The sequence below is a fragment of the Oceanospirillum maris DSM 6286 genome, assembly GCF_000422865.1.
In the GTDB taxonomy this organism is placed as follows: Bacteria; Pseudomonadota; Gammaproteobacteria; order Pseudomonadales; family Halomonadaceae; genus Oceanospirillum; species Oceanospirillum maris.
On sequence record NZ_AUGW01000007.1, the window covers coordinates 103,155 to 127,007 of the forward strand.

Annotated in this window: 23 protein-coding genes; 12 read left to right on the plus strand and 11 right to left on the minus strand. The window is 46.0% G+C overall.

Features of this window, described 5'->3' with window-relative positions; translation table 11 throughout:
* Window positions 1-26: 26 nt before the first annotated feature.
* The 3 genes from argB to coaBC all read right to left on the minus strand — a co-directional run bounded on the left by argB (window position 27) and on the right by coaBC (window position 2,890).
* A complete protein-coding gene (gene argB / locus G517_RS0102025) occupies window positions 27-941 on the minus strand; it encodes an acetylglutamate kinase (RefSeq protein ID WP_051205872.1) in 915 nt (304 codons plus the stop codon).
* 67 nt (window positions 942-1,008) lie between these two features.
* Complete coding sequence (gene dut / locus G517_RS0102030) at window positions 1,009-1,464, minus strand: dUTP diphosphatase (protein ID WP_028303008.1); 456 nt, start codon at window positions 1,462-1,464, stop codon at window positions 1,009-1,011.
* Between the two features lie 145 nt (window positions 1,465-1,609).
* Window positions 1,610-2,890: a bifunctional phosphopantothenoylcysteine decarboxylase/phosphopantothenate--cysteine ligase CoaBC gene (gene coaBC, locus G517_RS0102035; RefSeq protein ID WP_245543169.1), complete on the minus strand. Its 1,281-nt coding sequence runs from the start codon at window positions 2,888-2,890 to the stop codon at window positions 1,610-1,612.
* 230 nt (window positions 2,891-3,120) lie between these two features.
* On the opposite strand from coaBC, the gene radC reads away from it, so the two are divergent.
* The 6 genes from radC (at window position 3,121) to G517_RS0102065 (ending at window position 6,877) form a co-directional block, all read left to right on the plus strand.
* Window positions 3,121-3,795 (plus strand): RadC family protein, encoded by a 675-nt coding sequence (radC, locus tag G517_RS0102040; RefSeq protein WP_028303010.1) that lies wholly within the window; start codon window positions 3,121-3,123, stop codon window positions 3,793-3,795.
* A gap of 234 nt (window positions 3,796-4,029) precedes the next feature.
* Complete coding sequence (gene rpmB / locus G517_RS0102045; RefSeq protein WP_028303011.1) at window positions 4,030-4,266, plus strand: 50S ribosomal protein L28; 237 nt, start codon at window positions 4,030-4,032, stop codon at window positions 4,264-4,266.
* Between the two features lie 23 nt (window positions 4,267-4,289).
* Entirely contained in the window at window positions 4,290-4,445 is a 156-nt protein-coding gene (rpmG, locus tag G517_RS0102050; protein ID WP_028303012.1) for a 50S ribosomal protein L33, read from the plus strand.
* A gap of 159 nt (window positions 4,446-4,604) precedes the next feature.
* Window positions 4,605-5,444 carry a bifunctional DNA-formamidopyrimidine glycosylase/DNA-(apurinic or apyrimidinic site) lyase gene (mutM, locus tag G517_RS0102055; protein WP_028303013.1) on the plus strand — a complete coding sequence of 280 codons (840 nt, stop codon included), beginning with the start codon at window positions 4,605-4,607 and terminating at the stop codon, window positions 5,442-5,444.
* Window positions 5,445-5,482: 38 nt separating this feature from the next.
* Window positions 5,483-5,863 (plus strand): SirB2 family protein, encoded by a 381-nt coding sequence (locus G517_RS0102060; RefSeq protein ID WP_169447897.1) that lies wholly within the window; start codon window positions 5,483-5,485, stop codon window positions 5,861-5,863.
* Between the two features lie 12 nt (window positions 5,864-5,875).
* A complete protein-coding gene (locus tag G517_RS0102065) occupies window positions 5,876-6,877 on the plus strand; it encodes a 2-hydroxyacid dehydrogenase (protein ID WP_028303015.1) in 1,002 nt (333 codons plus the stop codon).
* Window positions 6,878-6,889: 12 nt separating this feature from the next.
* On the opposite strand, the gene G517_RS0102070 is transcribed toward G517_RS0102065, so the two are convergent.
* The gene (locus G517_RS0102070; protein ID WP_028303016.1) at window positions 6,890-7,825 is read right to left on the minus strand and encodes an AEC family transporter; all 936 of its coding nucleotides are present in this window, start codon (window positions 7,823-7,825) and stop codon (window positions 6,890-6,892) included.
* A 243-nt stretch (window positions 7,826-8,068) separates the two neighbouring features.
* Between G517_RS0102070 and G517_RS19890 the strand changes: the two genes are divergently transcribed.
* The 3 genes from G517_RS19890 (at window position 8,069) to G517_RS0102085 (ending at window position 9,846) form a co-directional block, all read left to right on the plus strand.
* Window positions 8,069-8,536, plus strand: coding sequence for a hypothetical protein (locus G517_RS19890; RefSeq protein WP_051205874.1), 468 nt, complete (start codon window positions 8,069-8,071; stop codon window positions 8,534-8,536).
* A gap of 140 nt (window positions 8,537-8,676) precedes the next feature.
* The gene (locus tag G517_RS0102080; RefSeq protein WP_028303017.1) at window positions 8,677-9,279 is read left to right on the plus strand and encodes an SCO family protein; all 603 of its coding nucleotides are present in this window, start codon (window positions 8,677-8,679) and stop codon (window positions 9,277-9,279) included.
* Window positions 9,280-9,396: 117 nt separating this feature from the next.
* Entirely contained in the window at window positions 9,397-9,846 is a 450-nt protein-coding gene (locus G517_RS0102085; protein WP_028303018.1) for a copper chaperone PCu(A)C, read from the plus strand.
* A 120-nt stretch (window positions 9,847-9,966) separates the two neighbouring features.
* Here the strand turns inward: G517_RS0102085 and glnK (G517_RS0102090) are convergent, their stop codons facing one another.
* From glnK (G517_RS0102090) to G517_RS0102120, 7 genes are all read right to left on the minus strand, one after another.
* Window positions 9,967-10,305 (minus strand): P-II family nitrogen regulator, encoded by a 339-nt coding sequence (gene glnK / locus G517_RS0102090; protein WP_028303019.1) that lies wholly within the window; start codon window positions 10,303-10,305, stop codon window positions 9,967-9,969.
* A 262-nt stretch (window positions 10,306-10,567) separates the two neighbouring features.
* Window positions 10,568-11,812, minus strand: a complete 1,245-nt coding sequence (locus G517_RS0102095) for an ammonium transporter (RefSeq protein WP_028303020.1) — start codon at window positions 11,810-11,812, stop codon at window positions 10,568-10,570.
* A 45-nt stretch (window positions 11,813-11,857) separates the two neighbouring features.
* The gene (glnK, locus tag G517_RS0102100; RefSeq protein WP_028303021.1) at window positions 11,858-12,196 is read right to left on the minus strand and encodes a P-II family nitrogen regulator; all 339 of its coding nucleotides are present in this window, start codon (window positions 12,194-12,196) and stop codon (window positions 11,858-11,860) included.
* Window positions 12,197-12,761: 565 nt separating this feature from the next.
* Window positions 12,762-13,955 carry a sigma-54-dependent transcriptional regulator gene (locus tag G517_RS17405; RefSeq protein WP_245543170.1) on the minus strand — a complete coding sequence of 398 codons (1,194 nt, stop codon included), beginning with the start codon at window positions 13,953-13,955 and terminating at the stop codon, window positions 12,762-12,764.
* A gap of 35 nt (window positions 13,956-13,990) precedes the next feature.
* Window positions 13,991-15,835, minus strand: a complete 1,845-nt coding sequence (locus tag G517_RS0102110; protein WP_157833134.1) for a sensor histidine kinase — start codon at window positions 15,833-15,835, stop codon at window positions 13,991-13,993.
* Window positions 15,836-15,903: 68 nt separating this feature from the next.
* Entirely contained in the window at window positions 15,904-18,102 is a 2,199-nt protein-coding gene (locus tag G517_RS0102115; protein ID WP_245543171.1) for a TRAP transporter permease, read from the minus strand.
* A 262-nt stretch (window positions 18,103-18,364) separates the two neighbouring features.
* The gene (locus G517_RS0102120) at window positions 18,365-19,408 is read right to left on the minus strand and encodes a TAXI family TRAP transporter solute-binding subunit (protein ID WP_051205941.1); all 1,044 of its coding nucleotides are present in this window, start codon (window positions 19,406-19,408) and stop codon (window positions 18,365-18,367) included.
* A 360-nt stretch (window positions 19,409-19,768) separates the two neighbouring features.
* Here G517_RS0102120 and G517_RS17410 point away from each other — a divergent pair, with 360 nt between their 5' ends.
* From G517_RS17410 to rep, 3 genes are all read left to right on the plus strand, one after another.
* On the plus strand, window positions 19,769-20,056 hold the full coding sequence (locus G517_RS17410) for an accessory factor UbiK family protein (protein ID WP_051205877.1): 288 nt from the start codon (window positions 19,769-19,771) through the stop codon (window positions 20,054-20,056).
* A 64-nt stretch (window positions 20,057-20,120) separates the two neighbouring features.
* Window positions 20,121-21,641, plus strand: coding sequence for a YifB family Mg chelatase-like AAA ATPase (locus G517_RS0102135; RefSeq protein ID WP_028303025.1), 1,521 nt, complete (start codon window positions 20,121-20,123; stop codon window positions 21,639-21,641).
* Between the two features lie 149 nt (window positions 21,642-21,790).
* Window positions 21,791-23,815: a DNA helicase Rep gene (rep, locus tag G517_RS0102140; RefSeq protein WP_028303026.1), complete on the plus strand. Its 2,025-nt coding sequence runs from the start codon at window positions 21,791-21,793 to the stop codon at window positions 23,813-23,815.
* Window positions 23,816-23,853 lie beyond the last annotated feature (38 nt).

Sequence of the window (23,853 nt, forward strand, 5' to 3'; positions counted from 1 at the left end):
TCTTTCCAGTTTCCAGCGGTTAGGCATCAATCCTGATTCGTAATAAGGGTTCCCACCCCAGCATCCGTGAAAATCTCAAGTAGGGTCGCGTGCGGTACTCGTCCATCTATAATGTGGGAACTTATCACGCCATTTTTAACAGCACTCAACGCACAGCCTATTTTTGGCAACATGCCACCATAAATGGTGCCATCTTTAATCAGCTCATCGACCTGATCCGTGCTCAAGCCAGTAAGGATATCACCATTTTTATCCTGTAATCCGGCTACATTTGTGAGCAACATCAACTTTTCAGCCCCCAAAGCTTCCGCCACTTTACCCGCGACTAAGTCCGCATTGATATTATAAGACCGACCTTCCTTATCAACACCAATCGGTGCAATCACAGGAATAAAATCACGCTGAACCAGCATATCAACGACATCAGTCTGTACCGAATCAACTTCACCAACATGGCCGATATCGATAATTTCTGGGACGGTCATTTCTGGGGTTTTGTGGGTTACTTTCAGTTTTTTAGCCTGAATTAAGCCACCATCTTTACCTGTTAAGCCAACCGCTCTGCCGCCAGACTGATTAATCAAGCTAACGATCTCTTTGTTAACCAAGCCACCAAGAACCATCTCAACCACATCCATAGTTGCTTCGTCGGTTACTCGCATACCGTTAACAAAACGAGACTCAATTTTAAGCTTATCCAGCAGATCACCAATTTGAGGGCCACCACCGTGTACAACGACCGGATTAATCCCCACTTCTTTCATCAATACCATATCTCGGGCAAAGGAGGCTTTAAGCGCCTCATCTGTCATGGCATTGCCGCCATACTTGATCACGATGGTTTTGCCTGAAAAACGCTGAATGTAAGGAAGGGCTTCGCTAAGAATTTTAACCACTTCAATAGCATGTTCGGTATTCGTACTGGTTGGCTTGTTGCTCATGGGAGTACCTGTATAACCTCTGTCGGCAAAAGGATTGGCTCTAAAAAAAGGGATGTCACAAGAAGGCTTACTGGCGACCAGAATGCCCGAAGCCACCGGCGCCACGATCGGTTACTTCAAAGTCTTCAACAATATTCAACTTGGCCTGTACAACTGGCACGAGTACATATTGAGCTAAACGCTCACCGGGCTCTAAAGTGAAGGCCGTTTGTCCTCGATTCCAGCAAGAGATCATCAACTCCCCTTGGTAATCAGAGTCAATCAAGCCCACAAGATTACCTAATACGATACCGTGTTTATGGCCTAACCCTGACCGAGGCAAGATAACACCGGCAAGATTCGGATCACCAATGTGTATAGCAAGACCTGTACCGATTAATTGAGTCTCTCCTGGCTGAAGTGTTACAGGCGCATCAAGGCAGGCCCGTAAATCCATACCTGCTGAGCCTTCGGTGGCATAGTGTGGCAACGGTAACTCAGCACCAATTTTTGGATTTAGGATTTTAACGTCAAGTGTGCTCATGTAGTGGTCGTGCTCTTTTTAATTAAGAAAGAATCTGTCATGCCTCAAACGAAGGCAGCCATTATAGCGACAGTTATAGTCATCTGCTTGTGTAAAGTGTTTATGTAAAGTGCCGGTGTAAGGTACTTATGTAAAAAGCCTGTACTTACTTTTGTTTGAGATGGCAAAACTGCGCGATGATATGCTCGATCAAATCTTGCGCCAGCTGCTGCTTAGCGGCTTGTTCAGGCTTATGTGCCTGCAACATACCTTCATGCTGCCAAAGTAGCGTCACCGCGTTCTCATCGCTGTTAAAACCGATATCTGTACGGGAAACGTCATTGGCGATAATCATATCTAGGTTTTTTCGTACTAACTTGTCGGCAGCGTAGATCTCAACATCCTGCGTTTCTGCGGCAAACCCCACCGTAAACGGACGCTGCTCATGCTGTGCTATCGTCGCGACAATATCCGGGTTCTGCACCAAATGCAGAACCATCTCATTTTGGCCCGCCTGCTTTTTCATTTTCTGATCAGCGGCATTAGCCGGACGAAAATCAGCAACAGCAGCCGCTGCAATAAAAATATCCGTTTGATCAATCACCGAAAGGCTCGCCGCCAGCATCTGCTCCGCACTCTGAACCGGCAACAGATTCACGCCCTTTGGAGCGGCAATTTGAACAGGCCCGGCAATCAAATTAACGTGGGCACCTGCTTGCAATGCGGCCTCAGCCAAAGCAAACCCCATTTTTCCTGAACTGTGGTTACTGATATAGCGCACAGGGTCCACAGCTTCCCGAGTAGGGCCTGCGGTAATCGTAACCACTTTTCCTGCAAGAGGTTGGGGAGCGGCTGAAGGAGAAAGAGAAGGCATTGCCTCTTGAATCAATTCAGCCAACGCTTCCGGTTCCAACATACGTCCCAAGCCCACATCGCCACAGGCTTGCTCACCTTGATCTGGCCCTAAAAGCCGGTAGCCATAGTCCGTCAGCTGAGTCGCATTACGCTGAGTCGCTGGGTGTCGCCACATCGCCTGATTCATCGCCGGAGCTAGCAACACCTTCGCTTCCGTTGCCAAACACAACGTTGTTAGCAGGTCATTTGCCATACCGGCGGCCAATCGCGCCATAATATCCGCACTGGCTGGCGCAATAACGATTAAATCCGCCCATTTTGCCAGCTCAATATGCCCCATACCGGCTTCTGCTTCGGGGTCTAACAGATGGGTGTGTACCGAATTTCCAGAAAGAGCCTGAAACGTCAGCGGTGTAATAAACGCTTGGGCACCTTCGGTCATAACCACGCGAACATCTGCCCCTGATTTAACCAGCAAACGGGTCAACTGCGCCGTTTTATAGGCCGCAATACCACCGCTAACACCCAGTAGGATACGAACCACCTTAGCTGACATCATTCGCTCATCCGTTATGACTCGTTTATCTGACATACGCCTAACACCTTTCGCTCTAAATAACCTAAACGGCTCAATCTAAATAACCCAAACAGCCCAAAGGCAAAACGGTAAAAAATAGAAAGCGCAACACGATAGCATGAGACGTATAAGCCGTCAGCTACCGCCTCATTGAAATAAATCCTGTGACTTGCCATTTTTCATCTCTAGGACAACACTAATCATATCCCATTCAAGATCAAACCCGCGTCAGCAAGGAGGTGACTATGAGTTTGAAAGACTGGCCTGAGCATGAACGCCCAAGGGAAAAACTGCTTAAACAGGGTGCTTTTGCATTAAGTGATGCTGAATTGTTGGCTATTTTTCTACGCACAGGAATCCCCGGTAAAAATGCTGTAGAACTTGCCCGAGAGCTTCTTGTTGGCTTCAACGGCCTTCGCCCGCTACTGGAGTCCGATATAAAAAGTTTCTGTAGCCATGCAGGACTTGGCCCCGCCAAATTTGTACAACTGCAAGCCGTGCTAGAAATGAGCAAGCGCCATCTAATGGCTCGCCTCGAAAGCGGTGAAGCTCTCACCAGCCCAGAACTTGCCGAGCACTACCTCATCACCCAGCTTCGCCATGAGCCCCATGAAGTGTTCGCCTGTCTTTTTATGGATAACCAACATCAAGTGCTCGCCTTTGAGCCGATGTTTCGCGGCACCATCGACAGCGCCAGCGTTTACCCTAGAGAAGTTGTTAAGCGCGCTCTAGCCCATAATGCCGCTGCAGTAATCTTTGCTCACAACCATCCATCGGGCATTGCAGAGCCTAGCCAATCCGATGAATTTATCACTCAGAAACTAAAAAAAGCCCTCGATTTGATTGATGTTCGTGTGCTCGATCATTTTATAATTGGCAATGGAGATACGGTTTCGCTTGCTCAACGCGGGCTTATGTAGATAATGACGCACTTCTGGTTGGTATTTCTGTGGAGAACAGAGAGAATCTGTACAAAACAGAGAAAAACAGCCGCAAAATCACATATAACTTGTCAGCTAGTGGGCTTTCTGATATAACAGTGCGCCTTTAAATTGATGGGTTGAAGCAGGGCGCCGTTTTTTCCGGCTGATTCGCTGATTCCCCCAGGTTTCTTGAATAGTTAAGACGCCTAGCTAGCGGCTGGAGGCTAGAAAATGTCCAAAGTTTGCCAGGTTACCGGGAAGCGTCCTGTAACCGGAAATAATGTGTCTCACGCACAAAACAAAACGCGTCGTCGTTTTACTCCTAATCTTCACACGCACCGTTTTTGGGTTGAAGCCGAAAAACGTTTTGTGAAACTGCGCGTATCTGCTAAAGGCATGCGTATCATCGACAAGCTAGGTATCGAAAAGGTACTGGCTGACATTCGTGCACGCGGCGCTAAGCTGTAAGTACTGAATAAAGGAGTAAAATCATGCGTGATAAAATTAGAATGGTATCGTCTGCTGGTACAGGTCACTTCTATACTACAGACAAAAACAAGCGTACTACGCCTGACAAACTGGAAATGAAGAAATTCGATCCTGTTATCCGTCAGCACGTAATGTACAAAGAAGCTAAAATCAAATAAGATTTTTTCTTCTCAAAAAAACCCGGCTTGTCCGGGTTTTTTTATGCCTGCATAATAGCCGAGTTTGTCACTGGGTTATTCTTTGTCACTTTTTTATGCCCTAGAACATACCCCAGAACGCTATATCCCAGAACCCTCATCAAGCCTTGAGACCCCACCATGCCTGAATTACCGGAAGTAGAAACCACCCGCAAGGGCGTTAGCCCCTACTGTCTCAATCAAGCCGTTAAAGAAGTTGATGTTCGACAACCATCATTACGGTGGCCTATTCCTGATAATCTTGCTGAGAAACTCTGCGGCCAGACCATTCGCACCGTTTCACGCCGTGGTAAATATCTACTTTTTGGCTTTGATCAGGGTACGCTACTAATTCATCTAGGCATGTCAGGAAGCTTGCGCATCCTGCTACAGAACGAAGCGGTTAAAAAGCATGATCATGTCGATATTATCATGCAAAATGGGCCTATTTTACGCTATCACGATCCCCGTCGCTTTGGTGCTATCCTATGGACAGAAGAGCCTGTAGCAACACACAAGCTAATCGCTCACTTAGGGCCAGAACCGCTTTCCGATGATTTTAATCCTGACTACTTAGCCCGCCGCTGTGCCAAGCGTAAAACCGCCATCAAAAACCTAATAATGGACAGCAAAGTGGTTGTAGGTGTGGGTAATATCTACGCCAATGAAGTCTTGTTTCTTTCAGGTATTCATCCACAGCAGGCCGCAGGAAAACTATCCACGACTCAACTATCCAAACTCACCGAGAATATTCGCCTTGTCTTAGAGCGCTCCATCGAGCAAGGCGGCACCACACTAAAAGACTTTGTTGGGGGCGATGGCAAGCCGGGGTATTTTGCCCAACAACTGAACGTCTACGGGCGGGCAGGGTCTGAATGCGGTCAGTGCCACTCACTATTACGCCACACCCTGTTGCAAGAGATCCGCCAAAACAATCGCAGTAGTGTCTTTTGCCCCAGCTGCCAACCTATTTTAGATTAGGCATTTCGATTAAACATTCAGATTAAAAGGGAACCATCATGTACGCTGCTTTTAAACATATTCACCTACTTACCGTGGCTATTAGCTTAGGTTTTTTTGTCTTACGAGGCGTCTGGATGCTCTCTGGATCAGCTTTGCTGCAAAAAAAATGGGTGAAGATTTTACCCCATATTGTCGACACGCTTTTATTGGTTAGTGCTATTGGCCTGATGTTTCAGATTGGACAATACCCGATGACGGATGGCTGGCTTACCGCAAAACTGCTCGGCCTGATCGCTTATATTGTACTGGGCACCATTGCGCTTAAGCGTGGAAAAACCCAAGGAACAAGGATTCTAGCCTTTGTCGCGGCCTTGGCTGTTATTGCTTATATTGTCGGCGTTGCCCTGCGTCATAACGCTTTATCTTGGTTAGCTTAAGGAAGCCCTATCATGCGTATCGCTGTTTTTAGCGCCCAACCCTACGATAAACAGTTTTTAGAGCAGGAAAACCAAGAGACCGGTTTCCAGCTTAGCTATTTTGATCTACTGCTGAATGAAACCAATGCAGATCTATGTAAAGGCTTCGATGCGGTCTGCGTGTTTGTTAATGATGATTTAAGCCCTCCCGTGCTTACCAAGCTGAAAAACTTAGGTATACGGTTTATTGCGCTTCGCTGTGCCGGTTTTAATAACGTAGATTTGGTTGCGGCTAAAGCCTTGGGGGTTCCGGTTGTACGCGTTCCTGCTTATTCACCAGAAGCAGTGGCAGAGCATACCTTAGCGCTAATCTTAACCCTTAACCGCAAGACCCATCGCGCCTACAACCGCGTACGGGAATCTAATTTCACACTGAATGGCTTGCTGGGTTTTAATCTGCACGGTAAAACCATTGGGCTTATCGGCACAGGCCAGATCGGCTTAGCAACGGCTAAAATCCTTAGCGGATTTGGCTGCAACCTTGTGGCCTACGACCCCTACCCCAGCGATGAATATTTAGCGTTAGGCGGCCAATATGCCACCTTAAACCATCTATATTCAGCCGCTGATATTATTAGCCTTCACTGCCCACTAACAGACGAAAGCCAGCATCTTATTAATACCGATTCACTCGCACAGATGAAGCAAGGCGTTATGCTGATTAATACCAGCCGAGGCGGTTTAGTCGATACTCAGGCTTTAATTCAAGGCCTGAAAAGCCGCAAAATACGGGCGCTAGGGTTAGATGTTTACGAGCAAGAAAGTCAGCTATTCTTCCATGACCATTCTGGTGAGATTATTGATGACGATATATTCGAGCGGCTACAGAGCTTCCCTAATGTGCTGGTTACAGGTCACCAGGGCTTCTTTACCGAAGAAGCTCTGTCTGAGATAGCACGGACTACCTTAGATAATATAACGTGTCTGAGTAACGCTCAGCCCTGCGAGAATGAGCTTACCCAGAATATTAGCTGATCTGTCATTTAGCTAACCGAGCAGCCGCAACAACGTATTTGGCAGTAGCTGCAAAACAATCGGCAAGGTTATCATCGCTAATAGCGTTTGCGCGGTCGTGATCGCAGCCATAAGCGGTGCATGACCGCCAAGTTGTCGGGCTAGGATATAAGACGACGTGGCGGTTGGCATCGCGGCAAATAACAGCAGTACGCCAATCTCTATCTCGCTTAACCCAACATAGTAGCCGATCAAAGTCGCCACCACGGGCATCACCATAAGCTTCAGTAAACTCGATGAGATTAGCGGCCATGAGGCTTCTTTTATGGCACTTAGGTTTAAAGCAAACCCCACGGCCAACAACCCCAACGGCAACGCGGCATTACTAACGATACTAAAAGCAGCAGCACTCCAGCCCGGCAAACCAATACCGGTAACATTCAAGAGCATCCCCACAACACAGCCTACAATTAGCGGGTTTTTCACCAGTGCTTTTAACGTCGCAAGGATACCACTACCGCTTTGCCCAACATAAACCGCAAAAATACAGACACAGAAAACATTGATCAGTGGAATCATAATCGCCATGGCAACCGCAGCAGTGGTTAAACCTGATTCACCATAAAGAGCTTCTGCGGCGGCCAATACAACGTAGGTATTAAACCGTAACCCACCCTGATAAATAGACGTAAAAGCCGGCCCAGACTTAGTTAGCAAAGGCTTTAGAACAACGACTAATGTGGTCATCGCAACCAAGAGCAGAATAATCGCAAGGGCTATCTTATCCACAGCCACCTGATCAATCTTAGCGTTTGCCATCTTACTGACCAACATGGCAGGGAATAAAAAGAAGTAGGTGAAACGCTCAACCAAAGGCCAAAAATCCCCGCCAGGAAAGCGGACGAAATGGAACAGCGTACCCACCATAATCACCATAAATACGGGGACTAAAGCATCAAGAATCAACATATCGACCTCTGGTAAAATTAAGCGCCTACCCTTACGGGCTTTTGATGTTCGCGCAGTCTACATAAGGGTTTGGCGAAGACCAAGCGGCCAAAACCTACACTCAGATAAGTGGCCGCCAAACTTAAAGCATCCATTATTTGACACAGCGCATATCGTTAAAAAAATCTGCGGCAATTGGTCACACGGTTTTTATAACGTTTTTCGTTAGACTGGCGATAATTAAATGGGCAAAAATTGAGCATCATGGCAGCAAAGCAACTCAAAATTCTCTGGACGCTAACCATAGCCTCCCTGTTGGTCATGCTGATCTATCTAGCCAGCCATCTTAATGCATTAATGGATGTTGATGAGAGCCAAGTGCCTGGCTGCACTATCGTTCAAGGGCGCTGCACCGTTACGCTTAATAGCGGTCAATCGGTACAACTGTTGATATCACCGTGGCCCGTGATTGCCCTGAACCCTGTTGAATTTAGAATCACATCGGATCAGATGCGATTGTCATCGGCAACACTGGCACTCACTGGTCGTAATATGTATATGGGCATTCACCAATACACGTTAAGCCCTAGGCCTAACATGGCAGGCATTGGCGTTAACGGTACAATTAGCGTGTGCACTGAAAAAATAATGCCCTGGCGCGGACGCGTTGAACTAGAAACGATGTCAGGCAGTGAGCAGCTTTGGTTTGATTTCGATGTACGCCAGTTTTGATGATCCATTAGCATTTTAAGAAAATAACGTTAATCGATCGCCACTTTTTTCTTTCTCGTTGAATGTCTTTAAGATGCTCAGTAAGCGTTATATTCAGCGCCTTTACTGAGACTTCTATTCATACATCATGGAACATGATTATGCTCAATCGTTTTAAAAAGCACTTTTTCAAAGCTTTTATCATGCTGCTACCTGTTGTTGCGCTTGTCGCTGGCATGGAAATGTATCAAAAATACCAAATGGAAACGTCCGCTAAAACGCTACAGCTTGGAGGCGACTTTACACTACAGTCCGCCAATGGCAGTTTCACGCTGAGCCAGCACCCTGAAAAACTCAACGTGATCTATTTTGGCTATACCCAATGCCCCGATATCTGCCCAACATCGCTGTCGGTCATGGCTTTCGCGTTTAAGCAACTACCGCCAGAACAGTTAGATAAGCTGCAAGGTATCTTGATCAGTGTTGACCCTGAGCGAGACAGCCTTGAGCACCTGCAAAGCTACACCGCATTTTTCCACCCACAGATTATTGGCCTAACCGATACCCCGGAGAAGATCCTAACCCTTTCCCGTCAATATGGCGCCTTCTACCAAAAAGCACAGATTGATAACAGTGCCATGGGTTACACCATTGATCATACCTCTGTATTTTATATCACCAACAGTAAGGGTGAAGTTCTAGAGTCTGTTCCTCATTCAGCGTCGTCTGATACCTTACTGGCAGCGCTTAAGCGTCAACTCTAGTCATGAATATAGATCCAATAGCATAGAAATAAACCTAATCTAACGATTAACCGTACCTAACAATTAAACAATACCTAACAATTAACAGTACCTACTGAGAACAAAAAAGGAAATCCCATGAAAAAATGGCTTACCGCACTCATCTTCGCCCTTATTACTCCATTAGCGATGGCTGCTACAAGCGTTGATGTGGTTCAACCTTATGCCCGTGCCGTACCGCCGGGACAAACAAACTCTGCTATTTTTATGCGTTTGAAAAATAACTCAGCGGTGCCTATTAGCTTGATCAACGCCAAAAGTGGCGTCGCTGAGGCGGTAGAACTACATACGCATACGATGGACCAAGGTGTTATGAAAATGCGCCAAGTTTCTGAGATTAAGATTGCGGGCAACGGTATGACTCACCTTAAACCAGGCGGCTACCACATCATGCTGATCGGCTTAAGACAAAACCTGTTTGAAGGTCAAAAAATCTCCGTAAAACTTTATTTCAGTAACGGGGAAATGTCCGTCGTTGAACTACCAGTTAAGAAAGTCATGGTAGGTATGAAGAAAATGTCGCACTAAATCTTCCATGCAGTAACACTTATTTAACGGACTATTCCAAAGAACAGCGCCAAAAAAAACGGCTTATAGAGTGAATCTATAAGCCGTTTTTTTATACTAAATATAGACTAGACGCATCAATTAAACCGCGTCAGTACCACTCTCGCCAGTACGAATACGGATCACCTGTTCAAGAGGTGAAACAAAAATCTTACCATCGCCAATCTTACCGGTATTCGCCACTTTAGTAATCGACTCAATCACTTGATCAACCACATCGTCACCAACAGCGATTTCAATTTTTACTTTTGGCAGAAAATCGACAACATACTCAGCGCCACGATACAGCTCCGTGTGCCCCTTCTGACGACCAAAACCTTTAACTTCTGTTACGGTAATGCCCTGAACGCCAATCTCTGACAGTGACTCACGTACATCATCCAGCTTAAAAGGCTTAATAATTGCAGTAACCAATTTCATTGTTGTGCTCCTGTGAAAACGGCTCCAACTCCCACGGAGCTGGCATAAACAAGTGGACAAGCCAAGTTCCGACTCATCGCTAAACTGCCAATAGCATACTGCTATTGTTGACAATAAAAAAGGGCACCACGAGGGTACCCTTAAGCTTTTTTGAGGCTGAACCTCTTACTATTTTTATCTTTAGCTTTTTATAATTATTAAGATCGAACTCTTATTTTTAGTTTAGGGTTTGCATCAGAATACGTTTTTTTTGGGCTAAGGCTTACTTACCACCGGTGAATTCTGGGTAAGCTTCTAGGCCACACTCAGAGATATCAACACCTTCGTATTCTTCTTCTTCAGTCACTCGAATACCAATCACGGCTTTCAAGATACCCCATACCACTAAGCTTGCGACAAATACCCAGCCGAAGATTGAGATAATACCTAGCAGCTGTGCAGAGAAGGTTGCATCAGCATTTGATAGAGGTACTGCAAGTAGACCCCAGATGCCCACAACACCGTGAACAGAGATCGCACCAACAGGATCATCAATACGCAGCTTGTCTAAAGTGATGATAGCGAACACAACCAACAGACCACCAGCCGCGCCAATTAGCGTTGAAGCAAAAGCAGTTGGCGATAGAGGATCAGCAGTGATAGCCACTAGGCCAGCCAGAGCACCGTTAAGCACCATAGTCAGATCCGCTTTGCGGAACCATAGTCGAGCAAGGATCAGCGCAGCAATCGCACCACCCGCTGCAGCAGCATTGGTATTAACAAAAACCTGTGCAACCGCATTCGCTTCACCAATATCAGACAGCTTCAGTTCTGAACCACCGTTGAAACCGAACCAACCCATCCAAAGGATAAAAGTACCTAGCGTTGCCAGAGGCATATTGCTACCTGGAATCGCATTAACTTGACCATTAGGACCGTACTTACCTTTACGAGCACCCAGCAATAGAACACCCGCTAGCGCCGCAGCAGCACCGGCCATATGAACGATGCCAGAACCTGCAAAGTCAGAGAAACCTGCTTCGCTTAGGAAACCACCACCCCAAGTCCAGTAACCAGATACAGGGTAGATAAAACCTGTCATGACAACGGCAAAGGCTAAGAAAGCCCATAGCTTCATACGCTCAGCAACCGCACCAGATACGATAGACATCGACGTCGCTACGAAAACAACCTGGAAGAAGAAGTCTGAACGCGCCGAGTAGTAAGTATCACCACCGCTCGCCAGAACCGCATCCGTCGCGTTTTCATCACCGATTAAGAAGCCAAGGTTTGGCAAAATGCCGCCCGCGTCGCTGCTGTACATAATGAAGTAACCGCAAATCAGGTACATCGTACAAGCAATCGCATAAAGCGCGATATTCTTGGTAAGGATCTCAGTCGTATTTTTGGCGCGTACCAGTCCAGCTTCTAGCATGGCAAAACCTGCCGCCATCCACATCACCAGCGCACCACAAATTAGAAAGTAGAAGGTGTCAATTGCGTACTTGACCTGTACTAAATCTTCCATAGGAAGGCCCTCCGAAGGCTTAATTCTTTTTAGCTAAATTGCGGCTTAAATTGCGTCAGTGCCGCGCTCGCCGGTACGGATACGAACAATCTCTTCCAGAGCGGTGATGAAAATCTTGCCATCGCCGATCTTGCCGGTATTTGCAGCATTTGTGATGGCTTCAACCACTTGATCAACCTGCTCACCTGAAACCGCAACTTCCAGTTTCACTTTAGGCAGAAAATCCACCACGTACTCTGCACCGCGATAAAGTTCTGTGTGGCCCTTTTGGCGGCCAAAACCTTTAACTTCAGTTACTGTGATACCTTGAATACCAATATCGGATAAGGCTTCACGCACATCGTCTAGCTTGAACGGCTTAATGATTGCAGTGACCAGCTTCATTGGTTTACCCCTACGGCACGTTTAATCGTGCTTATCAGTTAGAATTATTTCCCTAAATTCAGCGGCTTTTAATCAGTGCATCGCACACTTATCTTATTTGTGCATGCTTACTCGCCAACATGACTAGGGTTTTGCACAGGTCATGCCAATTAGCAAAATTCTTTATTTTTCATGCATCTGCAAGGTAATCCAACTGTTTCACGACGATAAAACACCACTAAACAGAAAATTCAATGCACCGACAAAATCCTCAGCCTATACCTTGGGCACCATTTTGGTGCATAGGGCAGGTATATTAAAAATACACTGAATAAACTCATGGAAGGTAAGAAGTAAAAAGATAGAGGGCGATAAAGAAATAAGGAAAAACTCTACAGAAAACTCTTTCTATCAAGATTGTGCTTCTTCAGAAGTTCGTTAAAAGTCCGTCGTGGAAGTTTTAGTTCATCAAGTATCGGTTGCACCTGCCCTTTATGGCGGCTCAGCGCATTTTCCAATAAGTTACGCTCAAAACTTTGCATCTGTTGCGATAAACTGTGTGTTATTTCTGACGAGCAACCTTGTTTTAGCAGCTCAGCCACAGAAAGTTTTTGACCCATTCGGCCAAAAGCAAAACGTTTAGCCGTATAGCCGTATTTTTCAGCTCACGTACATTTCCTTGCCACCGGTGCTGGATTAAAGCTTTTAGATCGTCAAGGTCAGCACTGTAAACATCTCGCTCATAAGTAAGACCTACTTCCTGTACAAAGGCATCAAAAAGTTGTGGAATATCTTCCCGCCGCTCCCTTAATGGTGGGATATGTATCTCAGCAACATTCAGCCGGAAATAAAGGTCTTCCCGAAACAGTCCCGCATCTGAAGCAACCAGAAGATCTGTTTTAGTTGCAGCAATCAAACGAAAATCCAGATCAATCTGTCGATTGGACCCCAACCGTTCAACTTTCATCTCCTGTAATACCCGAAGCAACTTTACCTGTAACGTTATCGGCATCGCTTCTATTTCATCGAGTAAGACAGTACCACCACTGGCAAATTCTAACTTGCCAGTATGTTGACGATCCGCTCCAGTAAAAGCTCCTTTTTCAAAACCAAATACCTCACTCTCGAAAAGATGCTCTGGCATTGCCGCACAATTAAGAGCAACGAAGGGTGCTTTCTGACGACAGCTTAACTGATGCAAACAGTGGGCAACTTGCTCTTTACCGCTACCTGTTTCTCCATAGATAAGGACATTCACTGGAAGGTCAGCCAAATCGCGCACCATATCTCGCAGTTGTTGCATCGGTGCACTTTTTCCTAGTAGATAAACATCGGCAATGTCAGAGGCCTTAGCCTGCTTTCGTAGCGCTCGGTTATCCAATACTAACGAACGCTGCACCAATGCATGTTCAACCATGCGGATAAAGTGATCGGGATTAAAAGGCTTTTGCTGAAAATCAAAAGCTCCCTTATGCATTGCAGTAACGGCTGTATCAATATCCCCATGGCCGGTAAGCAAAATAACAGGCAACTCTGGATCTAGAGACAAAGCACGATCCATTAGTTCTAATCCCGAAGTCTTAGGCATTTTTATATCTGTCACCAAAATGCCATTAAAATCTGGCTTTAAGTGCCGAAGAGCTTCTTCAGCATCGGTGCAGGTAATAACGTTTAAGTCTTCTAATTGTAAACACTGCTCCGCAGATAAGCGCATACTCTCCTCATCATCAACAAAGAGTACTATCAGTTCACGCCAATGCTCTAAGGTCTGATGAGCCATAGCTTTCTCCTAAATAATCCTTCTCAATCAAACAGCTACTGTCGACTACTATCTAGCGCAGGTAACTGAACACAAATTTCTGCCCCAGAATCATTACGGGCATGAATTTTTCCGTTATGTTCCATCAAGATACCGTAAACAATAGATAAGCCTAACCCCATCCCTTCACCCAGTTCTTTAGTCGTAAAGAAGGGGTCAAAAATAGATTCAAGAATCTGATCATCAAATCCTGGGCCATTATCATGAATACTGATAACTACAAGACTTTTACTCTGGCTAAGCTTTATCTGGATAACTTTATTCGCTTGCTCTGAACTAACCAGAGCTTGAACCCCATTACTCAGCAAATTAACAAATACCTGCTCTAAGCGAACGGGATCACCCAATACAAAAACTGCTTGTTGGGAACCCAGTAGTTCAATATGCACTTGATCCCGTTGGCTCATATGTTCAACCAGCTGTAATGCGCTTTGTATACACTCGACAAGATCTACCGGCTCTCGGCGCTTTTCACTTTTGCGAGCAAAGGTTTTTAAATGGTTAATAATTTCACCCATTCGCGTTGTTAAGCCGTATATTCGGGAGAAGCTTTCCTGAGCGGCACTGTAACGCTCACGGTCTAATAGTTTTTCACCATTACGAGCAAAGGTTTGTATCGCTGATAGGGGCTGGTTTAGCTCATGAGTAATACCCGCAGACATCTGTCCTAATGCTGCAAGTTTACTATTTTGAATCAAATCATCTTGAGCACGCCGAAGAGCTTCGTGAGCCTTCTGTCTTTCGATAACTTCATAAGTCAACCGCTGATTACTTTTTGATAGCTCTTGAGTTCGAGCTTCTACTCGCTGCTCAAGTAGATCGTGTGCTTCTTGAAGACGGTCAGCAACTCGTCGTCGCTTTAACATCACATAGCCTAATAACCCGACAAAAGCGGATAGTAATATGCCGAGAAAAAAAGCGTTAATTGCCGACTCTCTGGCTGGTTGAGAGCTGGCCATAATGTGTAGTTTCCAAGGGCTATTAGGCAAGGCCTGATCCTGCCATAAGTAATACCGAGCACTGCGGACATTCTCTCTAATATGCACTAATCGATATTCTAAATAATTTGAATATTGAGTAATCGGTAATGACTTAATGTTGAAGTCTAAATATTTGCGATCTGCTTTCAAACGCTTCTGCTGCAAGGAGGTCAAACTGGATACCGCATTAAAGCGCCAACCAGCCTCATTACTACTAAAAATGATGCCGTTATCATCAGTTAAAAAAACCTTCTCAGCTCCCTGCTCAGCCCACAACTTCTCCAAGGGACGCATACTTACCTTGACAACAACAACACCAGCAATGCTATCGTTGATATAGACAGGACTAGATAAGAAGAGTCCAGAAATACCTGTAGTAGCGCCAATAGCAAAGAAAATACTAGGCTTGCCTTGCAAAGCATCTTGGAAATAAGGTCTATAGTGATAGTTCTGACCAAGATAACTGGTTTCATCATTCCAATTACTGGTGGCAATCGTCGTTCCTGCTAAGTTCATCAAATAAATATTAAGTGCATCAGTCCCTTCACTCAGAGTCTCAAGATGGCTATTTAATGCTTGCCCTTCAGCCCTAAATTCTGAATTAAATAGAAACGATAGCACCTGATCATCTTTAGATAGCATAAGCGGAAGATAGGCATGTCGCTTTAGTTCACTAAGTACTACTTTTTTATAGAGATTAAGCTTGAAGTGGCTTTCCCGTTCCAACTGAGCTAAAGAGTTACGATAAGTGCAATCGGTTGCCACACCCGTCATAAGAAAGCTTAATAACAACATTGGCGCCAGCACAACAATATACCTAAGCTGGCCACCCTTAGCTGAACGAATAACAGAGTTATGCACGGTGCAGACCTCAAGGGCCAATGAAAAAGCAGTGCAGGCAATAAATATCACCTGCAACTGAATCTTTGTTAGGCAGTCTCAACGCTAACAACACGATGAGGGTTCTCAGGTTCTGCACGACGGCTCATTATGAACAAGAAGGCAAGTATAATAGCGCCTGCTAACTGTGCGATTAGGCCTAAATTTGGCCACAACAGTAGACCTGCTATAGGTATCAATAATGCTCTCTGCCAAAGTAATAGCGGCCCTTCTAAATGATTCTCAAAGAACCCAGCAAGTGCATACATCCCTAGACAAGCAAAAATGAAAATTTGCACCACTTCAGTCAAAGTACCACCAATTAGAGGTGTATACGCAAATAGAAGCGGCACCACATAAAGTGCTTTTGCAAAGCGCCATGCCATAAACCCTGTCTTCATCGGGTTAGCTCGAGCAACAGCCGCCGCCGCAAAGGCAGCTAAACACACCGGAGGCGTTACATTGCTATCCTGTGACAGCCAAAAAATAATCATATGGGCACTAACCAAGCTGACTGTCAGCACTTCTGGCGATAAACCTTGCTCAATAACCATATCCAATGAGTCAGCTGGCAAGCTAGCAATAACATATTGTGCCTGTTCAAGACTTAAACCTTGAGATAAGGCTTCCGCTAGATTTGGCAAACTTAAGGTAATCATAGCGCTCGCCATGCCATCAACTTCACCGCTCATCAAATAATCAATCAGGTGGGATTCATTCAGCAAACTATAAAGAGCTGGAGCAGAAAGTGTACCCAATACAATATAAGAAGCCGTTACGGGTAAGCCCATGCCAACAACTAGAGATGCTAATGCTACTAGAACAAGGCTAATTAAAAGGCTATCCCCGCTCCACTGACTGATCATTAGGGAGAAAGTATTACCGACCCCCGTCGTTGTAACCACATTAATTACGAGACCAACAGCAATAAGTAACACTGCCGTTGGGATCATATTATAAGTCCCCTGTACCATGGACTCAGCAATATCTTTTAAGCCCATAGGCCTAGGCGACAACCAAGATGCGATAATGACACTCAAAATACTAAAGCCTGCTGCATAAGTTGGTGTGAAACCATAAATCAGTAGAGCGATTAATACACCAATAGGGACTAAAGAATGCCAGCCACGCTTCATAATATCCCGAACACGCGGGATTTCTTCTTCAACCACTTGAATATTCAAACGTTTAGCTTCAATACGGACGAAAAAGGCAACGGACAAGAAATAGATCATAGCCGGTAAAAAGGCCAGTGTAATAATCTCTAAGTAAGGTACTTGCGTGTAAGAGGCCATAATAAAAGCGCCAGCTCCCATTACTGGCGGCATAAGCTGCCCACCGGTAGACGCAGCAGCTTCAATTCCTGCTGCGTATACTGGTCGGAATCCCGCGCGCTTCATCATAGGGATAGTAATAACGCCTGTTGAAACCGTATTAGCCACCGCAGAGCCAGAGATAGAGCCCATTAAAGATGAACCAAGCACCGCAACCAAACCTGGGCCACCGATCATACGGCCAGCAACACATCGCGCCAACTCAATAATAAAATCACCGGCACCAGAGCGAACCAAAAATGCCCCAAACAAAATAAACATATACACGTAAGTGGAGCTAATACGTGCAATAGAACCAAACATGCCTTCATTTGAGAAGTAACTACGGAACAATAAAGTCTCAGTAGTTAATCCAGGAAAATGGAAGACTCCTGTTAGATACTTACCCCACCAAGCAACATAGGTTAGCGCGATAATAATCATTATAGGAATAACCCAGCCGCTAGTTCTGCGGGCAAACTCCACCACTAAAACAACAGCGAGTGTTGCCGCGATCCAGTCACTGGAAATAAAGGTTACTCCTCGGGCATACAGATCAGATTCTTCCAGCATCAGATAGCCGACAACACCAAGGCTCAAAATGCCTAAAAGGATATTCCCGCCCCAGTGAATCATTTTACTAATGCCGGTATGGTGCTTACCTGTACGGTATAAAAGTGCGCATAAAAAGCCAAACATACCGAAGTGCATTGCCGATAGCCAAAGTTCTGACATATTGCCTAACGTATTAAAATAAATATGGCTTATAGCAACAAGAATACAAAATACAAAAGCAAACCGCCCCAACCAACCCTGACTATCTGGCACAGGAACAGCCGATTCAGGGTCCGAAGATAGGTGAACATCTAGCTCATCAAGGGATGGTGTATCATTAGACTCTCGCACCATACCCTCGCTCTGTGACTGTTGACTCATAACAGAATCCTTCTTTAAACAATAAAAAATATTATGCTTAAACATGGCGACGTTAGCGCTTTAGAGCACCAACAGATCAATTCAATGAAAAAGGCAAGGCCGTAAAAAGCAAGACAATCCTAAGGCTATGAGATCCCCTCGCCAGTTGCCCAAGTGAGCGATGAACGCGATAAAATATCACGAACAAAACAACTGGCGTTGCACAGCCTACTAAACAGAAAGTGACACCCTGCCAAAACTAGATTGGCCTTGCCAAAAAACGTTAAAGTAGTGCTTGAGGGATCTCAATACCCTGCTCACGATAAAAACGTAGCGCACCAGAGTGTAGCGGCACAGGTAGACCGTTAATCGCATTTTGCAATGACATATCCGAAGTAGCTTTATGAATATTTTTCAAAAAGCTTAAGTTCTCGTAAATTGCCTTCGTTAGCTGATAGACATCTTCTTCACTGACATCATCACGAACCGCAAGAAAGTTAGACTGCGCAATAGACTGGACTGGTTTAGACTGGCTAGGATAAGTATTGGCAGGTATCATATATGGCACCCAAAGCGAGTATTTGGCGTTCACTTGAGCCAACTCACTCGATGTTACATTCAATAATGTAACCTGATCACCTAGAGAAGCCATAGTTCGGGTAACAGCAGAAACAGGAATACCCGCAGAGGTGTTCATACCTTCAATTTTACCGTTACTGAATGCATCGGCAGAAGCTCCATAGCCTAAATAAGCTAGATCGAAATCCTCATCTGGGTTAATTCCTAATTGGCCAAAGATATAACGGTTAGCACCTTCAGTGCCTGAATTCCGTTTACCGATAGAAAAGCTCGTACCTTTTAATTGTTGTAGATCGGCTAAAGTGCCCGTCTTCACTTTATCGTTAGCGATCAAAAAATGCTCAACCTGAGGCCAAAGCATAGTCACAGATCGCAGATGTTTTTGTGGGCCAGAATTAGCAAGCGGGCCTGCACCCTCTTTTGCCCAACTACCATAAAGCCCCATTAAAATTGCAAACTGGGCTTGGTTTTCACGTAGTAGTTTAACGTTCTCACCCGACCCAGCAGAACTAATCGCTGACAACGATACATTATGGATTGGTTCAAGCTTCACCTTGGTTAACGTACTGACCGCAACACCTACAGGATAGTAAGTACCACCTGTCGTTGCCGTTGCCAGAATGTAAGATTTATTATCTTGAGCTTGTACGCCAGAGCTCATTGCAGAAACCGCCAAAGCTGCTGCCAACACTGTAGCTTTCAGCGCAAGTGCAGATGCTTTTTTGGTTGTCTTATTTATTGCAGTCATTTTTAACAGAGTACCTTGCATTACTTTCTTATTAATTGTCATGGTGCCGCCCTTAATCTTTATCTTTTTTGTTTTTCCACAACGTCTCGCTTAATATCTAGCGAGCACTATCCTAAAAGGATTTTGCAAGGCATAGGCCAACCTATAAAAATATATAACCATATGAATTTAAAGAAATTTATTTCTTATAAAACAACAAGATAAGCAAGATATTGCTTATCTTGTTTTTAAAGTAAGCAAGATTTTGCTGATAATTAGGGGATAAAGGGCACCACCATAAAGTGATACACTAAGCGTTAAAACGCGCTCTAGAAATAACTGCATTTCAAAAGATGCAATCAACGATTGATGAGAACCCACATGTTAAAACCTGAAATGATCTCTGAGTTCACCCGTCAAATAGGCGAGAAATTCTCTGGGGCAGGGCTCCCGGGCGAAGCAGAACTAAAACGCCAGATGCAATCGGTGGCTGAGAATGTTTTTGCTAAACTCAATTTAGTCACCCGTGAAGAGTTTGATATCCAAACTGATGTTTTGCTACGAACTCGTGCTAAAGCCGATGCTTTAGAAGTGCAAGTGGCTCAACTGGAAGCCTCTCTTGCTACGCTAATGGCTAAAGAATCAAACGTAACTAAAGAGAAAGAGTAACGAGCCATTATAGTGTAGGGATAGCCAAGCAATAATTTACGTACAACGCACAAGGAGCCGTGCTATGACACTTGCCGTAATAGTCAGTCGTGCTTCCGTGGGTATTGATGCTCCGGAAGTGCGAATTGAAGTCCACCTCACCAATGGCCTGCCTGGCCTAGCCATCGTTGGAATGCCAGAAACAGCGGTACGGGAAAGCAAAGATCGCGTACGCAGTGCCCTAATCAATGCTGGCTTTGAATACCCTCAGCGGCGTATTACCGTTAATTTGGCTCCGGCGGATCTGCCAAAAGAGGGTGGGCGTTATGATTTAGCGATCGCCTTAGGCGTGCTTGCGGCATCAAACCAGATTCCCGTTGATCGACTGGAAGAGTTTGAATGTTACGGTGAACTCTCTCTATCTGCAGAACTTCGTCCAATCTCTGGCATTTTACCCGCAGCACTAGCCTGTGCTAAAGCTGGTCGAACCATGCTGGTACCAATAGGCAACGGCGACGAAGCCTCTTTGCCAGAAGCCAATCAAGTGATGACAGCGCCCCATCTTCTAGCGGTTACAGCCATGCTTGTTGGCCAAGAGTCACTGCCCTTGCATCAGATAGCGCCCAAAACGCGAACCGCACTTTGGCAAGAGCAACCTGATTTGGCCGATGTGAAAGGGCAATTTCAAGCCCGAAGAGCCTTAGAAATTGCAGCGGCGGGCCAGCACCATCTACTGTTGGTCGGCCCTCCCGGCACGGGAAAGACCCTGCTGGCGAGTCGACTAGGCGGCATCTTGCCCATGATGAGCGAACAGGAAGCCTTAGAGGTGATGGCACTGGCCTCTGTATCAGGGCGTTTCTCAATGGATGATTGGGGGCACAGACCTTTTCGTAGCCCCCACCATACCGCTTCTGGCGTGGCCTTGGTTGGCGGTGGCTCTCGCCCTAAACCCGGCGAAATTAGTCTGGCCCATAACGGCATTCTCTTTTTAGATGAGCTGCCAGAATATGATCGCCGCGTATTAGAGGTACTACGGGAGCCGTTAGAATCCGGTGAAATCCACATCTCCCGCGCAACTCAGCAAGTACGCTACCCATCCCGCTTTCAATTAGTCGCGGCGATGAACCCTTGTCCCTGTGGCTACTTTGGCGACAACTTAAGAAGCTGTCGCTGTACCGCCAAGCAGGTTCGCAACTATCAAAGCCGCCTATCCGGCCCACTGCTCGACCGTATTGACCTGCAAGTTGCCGTTACCAGTTTGCCACCAGAACAACTGGCCAACGTTAGCCCTGGAGAAAGCAGCCAGCAGGTTCAAGCGCGGGTAACGGAAGCCCACGAGCGACAAATCGCTCGGGCCGGTAAAAGTAATGCCCACCTGAGTGGTCGGGAGCTGGATCATCAAATTTTGCTGCAAGAAGATGCCAGCGTGCTACTACAACAGGCCATGAAACAGCTCGGCTTGTCTCCCCGCAGCTACCATCGCATCCTGAAGGTCGCCCGCACCATCGCGGATCTAGCGGGAGAAGAAACCGTGGGCGTACCCGCCGTTTCCGAAGCCCTCGGGCTAAGACAACTGGATCGCTATCTGCAACAGTTGAATCCCTAATACGAAACCCTATCGGTTTGTAAGTATCACCTCAATTAAATCAGATTCATTAACAGCAGGGTGAACAGGTTTAAAGTTCACACTGCTTTTTTGCGCGGGGCTGGTACAATTCTTTTCCCCTGAACCAACCAGCAACACCGGAACCCAATATGCTCTCTCGCCTGAATGAACGCCAACGTGAAGCTGCTGAATACATTGGCGGCCCTCTTTTGGTACTGGCCGGTGCCGGTAGTGGTAAAACCAGTGTTATCACCTCTAAAATTGCTTACCTGATCAAAGAAAAAGGGATCAAGGCCAACCGGATTGCAGCGGTAACCTTTACCAACAAAGCCTCCCGAGAGATGAAAGCACGGGTAGGTAAGCTGGTGCAGGGCAAAGAAGCACGGGGCTTAACCGTATCGACCTTTCATAACTTAGGCCTGACTATTATTCGGCGGGAGCATAAAACCCTTGGTTATAAATCAGGCTTTTCGCTGTTTGATGATCAGGATACCAAGTCGCTAATCAAAGATTTGATGCACAAAGATTTCCAAACCGATGCTGAAATTATCGGTTCAGTGCAGCATATGATTTCCGGTTGGAAAAATGACCTGATAGAACCCGAGCAAGCGGCGGGATTAGCACAAGACGACAGGGAAATTCTTGCGGCGGCGGTTTATCGTGAATACGATCGTCACTTGCAGGCCTATAACGCGGTCGATTTTGATGACCTGATTCGCCTACCGGTGCGCCTGTTCCGTGATAACCCTGAGGTACTGGATCGCTGGCAGAATAAAATTCACTATATGTTGGTGGATGAATATCAAGATACCAACATCAGCCAGTATCTACTGGTAAAACTCTTAATTGGCTACCGTGGTGCATTAACCGTGGTGGGTGATGATGATCAGTCCATCTATGCTTGGCGTGGGGCTAGACCGGAGAACTTGATAAAACTGGGAGATGATTTTAAAAACCTTAAAATCGTCAAATTAGAGCAGAACTACCGGTCAACATCGCTGATTTTACGCTGTGCTAATACGTTAATCGCTAACAACCCCCACGTTTATGAGAAAACCCTGTGGAGTAATATGGGTTCAGGGGCACCGGTACGCGTGATTAGCTGTCGTAACGAAGATGCAGAATCAGAGCGCGTCGTCACCGAGATTCTTACCCATCGCATCAAAAATGATGGTCACTATAAAGATTTTGCCATTCTCTATCGCAGCAACCATCAAGCGCGTTTACTGGAGATTAAGCTGCAGGCCTATCAAGTGCCTTACAAAATCAGTGGCGGCACCTCATTTTTCTCCCGGCATGAAATCAAAGATATCATGGGCTACCTACGGCTTTTGGTAAATCCAGAAGACGATAACGCCTTTTTGCGGGTGATCAACATGCCCCGCCGAGAGATAGGGCCATCCACACTAGAGCGCCTTGGCACCTATGCTAACAGCCGTCATATCAGCCTGTTTAACGCCTGTTCAGAGATTGGCCTAGAGCAGTACCTTTCTGGCAAAGCGCTAGAGAAACTTGGCCGCTTTAATCATTGGCTACAACAGACGATCAAAAACTGCTACCAAGGCGACCCTATCGCCGCCATTCGTCAGATGATACAAGATATCGACTACGAAGCTTGGCTATACCAGAACTCCAGCTCACCCCATGTCGCAGAGAAACGCATGGCTAATGTCTGGATTCTTCTAGACTCCCTGAAAGACACGCTCAGCCGCATGCAAGAAGATGATGATACCGCCACCATCGAAGATGCCATCTCACGGCTGGTACTAAGGGATATGCTAGAGCAGCAAGAGAAAGAAGATGATTCTGACCGCGTACAGCTGATGACCCTACACTCAGCCAAAGGCTTGGAATACCCGCACGTTTACATTATCGGAATGGAAGAAGACCTGTTACCCCATCGCAACAGCATTGATGAAGGTAATATAGAAGAAGAACGCCGCCTTGCTTATGTTGGCATCACCCGAGCGCGGGAAACATTAACCCTAAGCTTTGCCAGTCAGCGCAAACAGTTTGGCGAGATGCTGAACTGCACCCCAAGTCGTTTCTTAGATGAGCTACCAGAAGCCGATCTAGCATGGGAAGGCAAAGAGAACGCCCCCGATGAAGCCAAACGCGCCCGAGGCCATGCCGCCCTTGATGCCTTGAAAAAACGTTTGGGTAATACAGAATAAACTCTATGGGCTTTATCTAAGATATAAAAAAGCCGGTG

Coding starts and splice junctions, on each gene's coding strand:
- dut (WP_028303008.1), bottom strand. CDS start 1,464: ATGAGCACACTTGACGTTAAAATCCTAAATCCAAAAATTGGTGCTGAG.
- rpmG (WP_028303012.1), top strand. CDS start 4,290: ATGCGTGATAAAATTAGAATGGTATCGTCTGCTGGTACAGGTCACTTC.
- G517_RS0102115 (WP_245543171.1), bottom strand. CDS start 18,102: ATGAGTCAACAGTCACAGAGCGAGGGTATGGTGCGAGAGTCTAATGAT.
- G517_RS0102135 (WP_028303025.1), top strand. CDS start 20,121: ATGACACTTGCCGTAATAGTCAGTCGTGCTTCCGTGGGTATTGATGCT.
- G517_RS0102065 (WP_028303015.1), top strand. CDS start 5,876: ATGCGTATCGCTGTTTTTAGCGCCCAACCCTACGATAAACAGTTTTTA.
- G517_RS0102095 (WP_028303020.1), bottom strand. CDS start 11,812: ATGGAAGATTTAGTACAGGTCAAGTACGCAATTGACACCTTCTACTTT.
- G517_RS17410 (WP_051205877.1), top strand. CDS start 19,769: ATGTTAAAACCTGAAATGATCTCTGAGTTCACCCGTCAAATAGGCGAG.
- coaBC (WP_245543169.1), bottom strand. CDS start 2,890: ATGTCAGATAAACGAGTCATAACGGATGAGCGAATGATGTCAGCTAAG.
- G517_RS0102070 (WP_028303016.1), bottom strand. CDS start 7,825: ATGTTGATTCTTGATGCTTTAGTCCCCGTATTTATGGTGATTATGGTG.
- argB (WP_051205872.1), bottom strand. CDS start 941: ATGAGCAACAAGCCAACCAGTACGAATACCGAACATGCTATTGAAGTG.
- mutM (WP_028303013.1), top strand. CDS start 4,605: ATGCCTGAATTACCGGAAGTAGAAACCACCCGCAAGGGCGTTAGCCCC.
- G517_RS19890 (WP_051205874.1), top strand. CDS start 8,069: ATGGCAGCAAAGCAACTCAAAATTCTCTGGACGCTAACCATAGCCTCC.
- rpmB (WP_028303011.1), top strand. CDS start 4,030: ATGTCCAAAGTTTGCCAGGTTACCGGGAAGCGTCCTGTAACCGGAAAT.
- G517_RS0102085 (WP_028303018.1), top strand. CDS start 9,397: ATGAAAAAATGGCTTACCGCACTCATCTTCGCCCTTATTACTCCATTA.
- G517_RS0102080 (WP_028303017.1), top strand. CDS start 8,677: ATGCTCAATCGTTTTAAAAAGCACTTTTTCAAAGCTTTTATCATGCTG.
- G517_RS0102060 (WP_169447897.1), top strand. CDS start 5,483: ATGTACGCTGCTTTTAAACATATTCACCTACTTACCGTGGCTATTAGC.
- radC (WP_028303010.1), top strand. CDS start 3,121: ATGAGTTTGAAAGACTGGCCTGAGCATGAACGCCCAAGGGAAAAACTG.
- glnK (WP_028303021.1), bottom strand. CDS start 12,196: ATGAAGCTGGTCACTGCAATCATTAAGCCGTTCAAGCTAGACGATGTG.
- G517_RS0102120 (WP_051205941.1), bottom strand. CDS start 19,408: ATGACTGCAATAAATAAGACAACCAAAAAAGCATCTGCACTTGCGCTG.
- G517_RS17405 (WP_245543170.1), bottom strand. CDS start 13,955: ATGGCTCATCAGACCTTAGAGCATTGGCGTGAACTGATAGTACTCTTT.
- rep (WP_028303026.1), top strand. CDS start 21,791: ATGCTCTCTCGCCTGAATGAACGCCAACGTGAAGCTGCTGAATACATT.
- glnK (WP_028303019.1), bottom strand. CDS start 10,305: ATGAAATTGGTTACTGCAATTATTAAGCCTTTTAAGCTGGATGATGTA.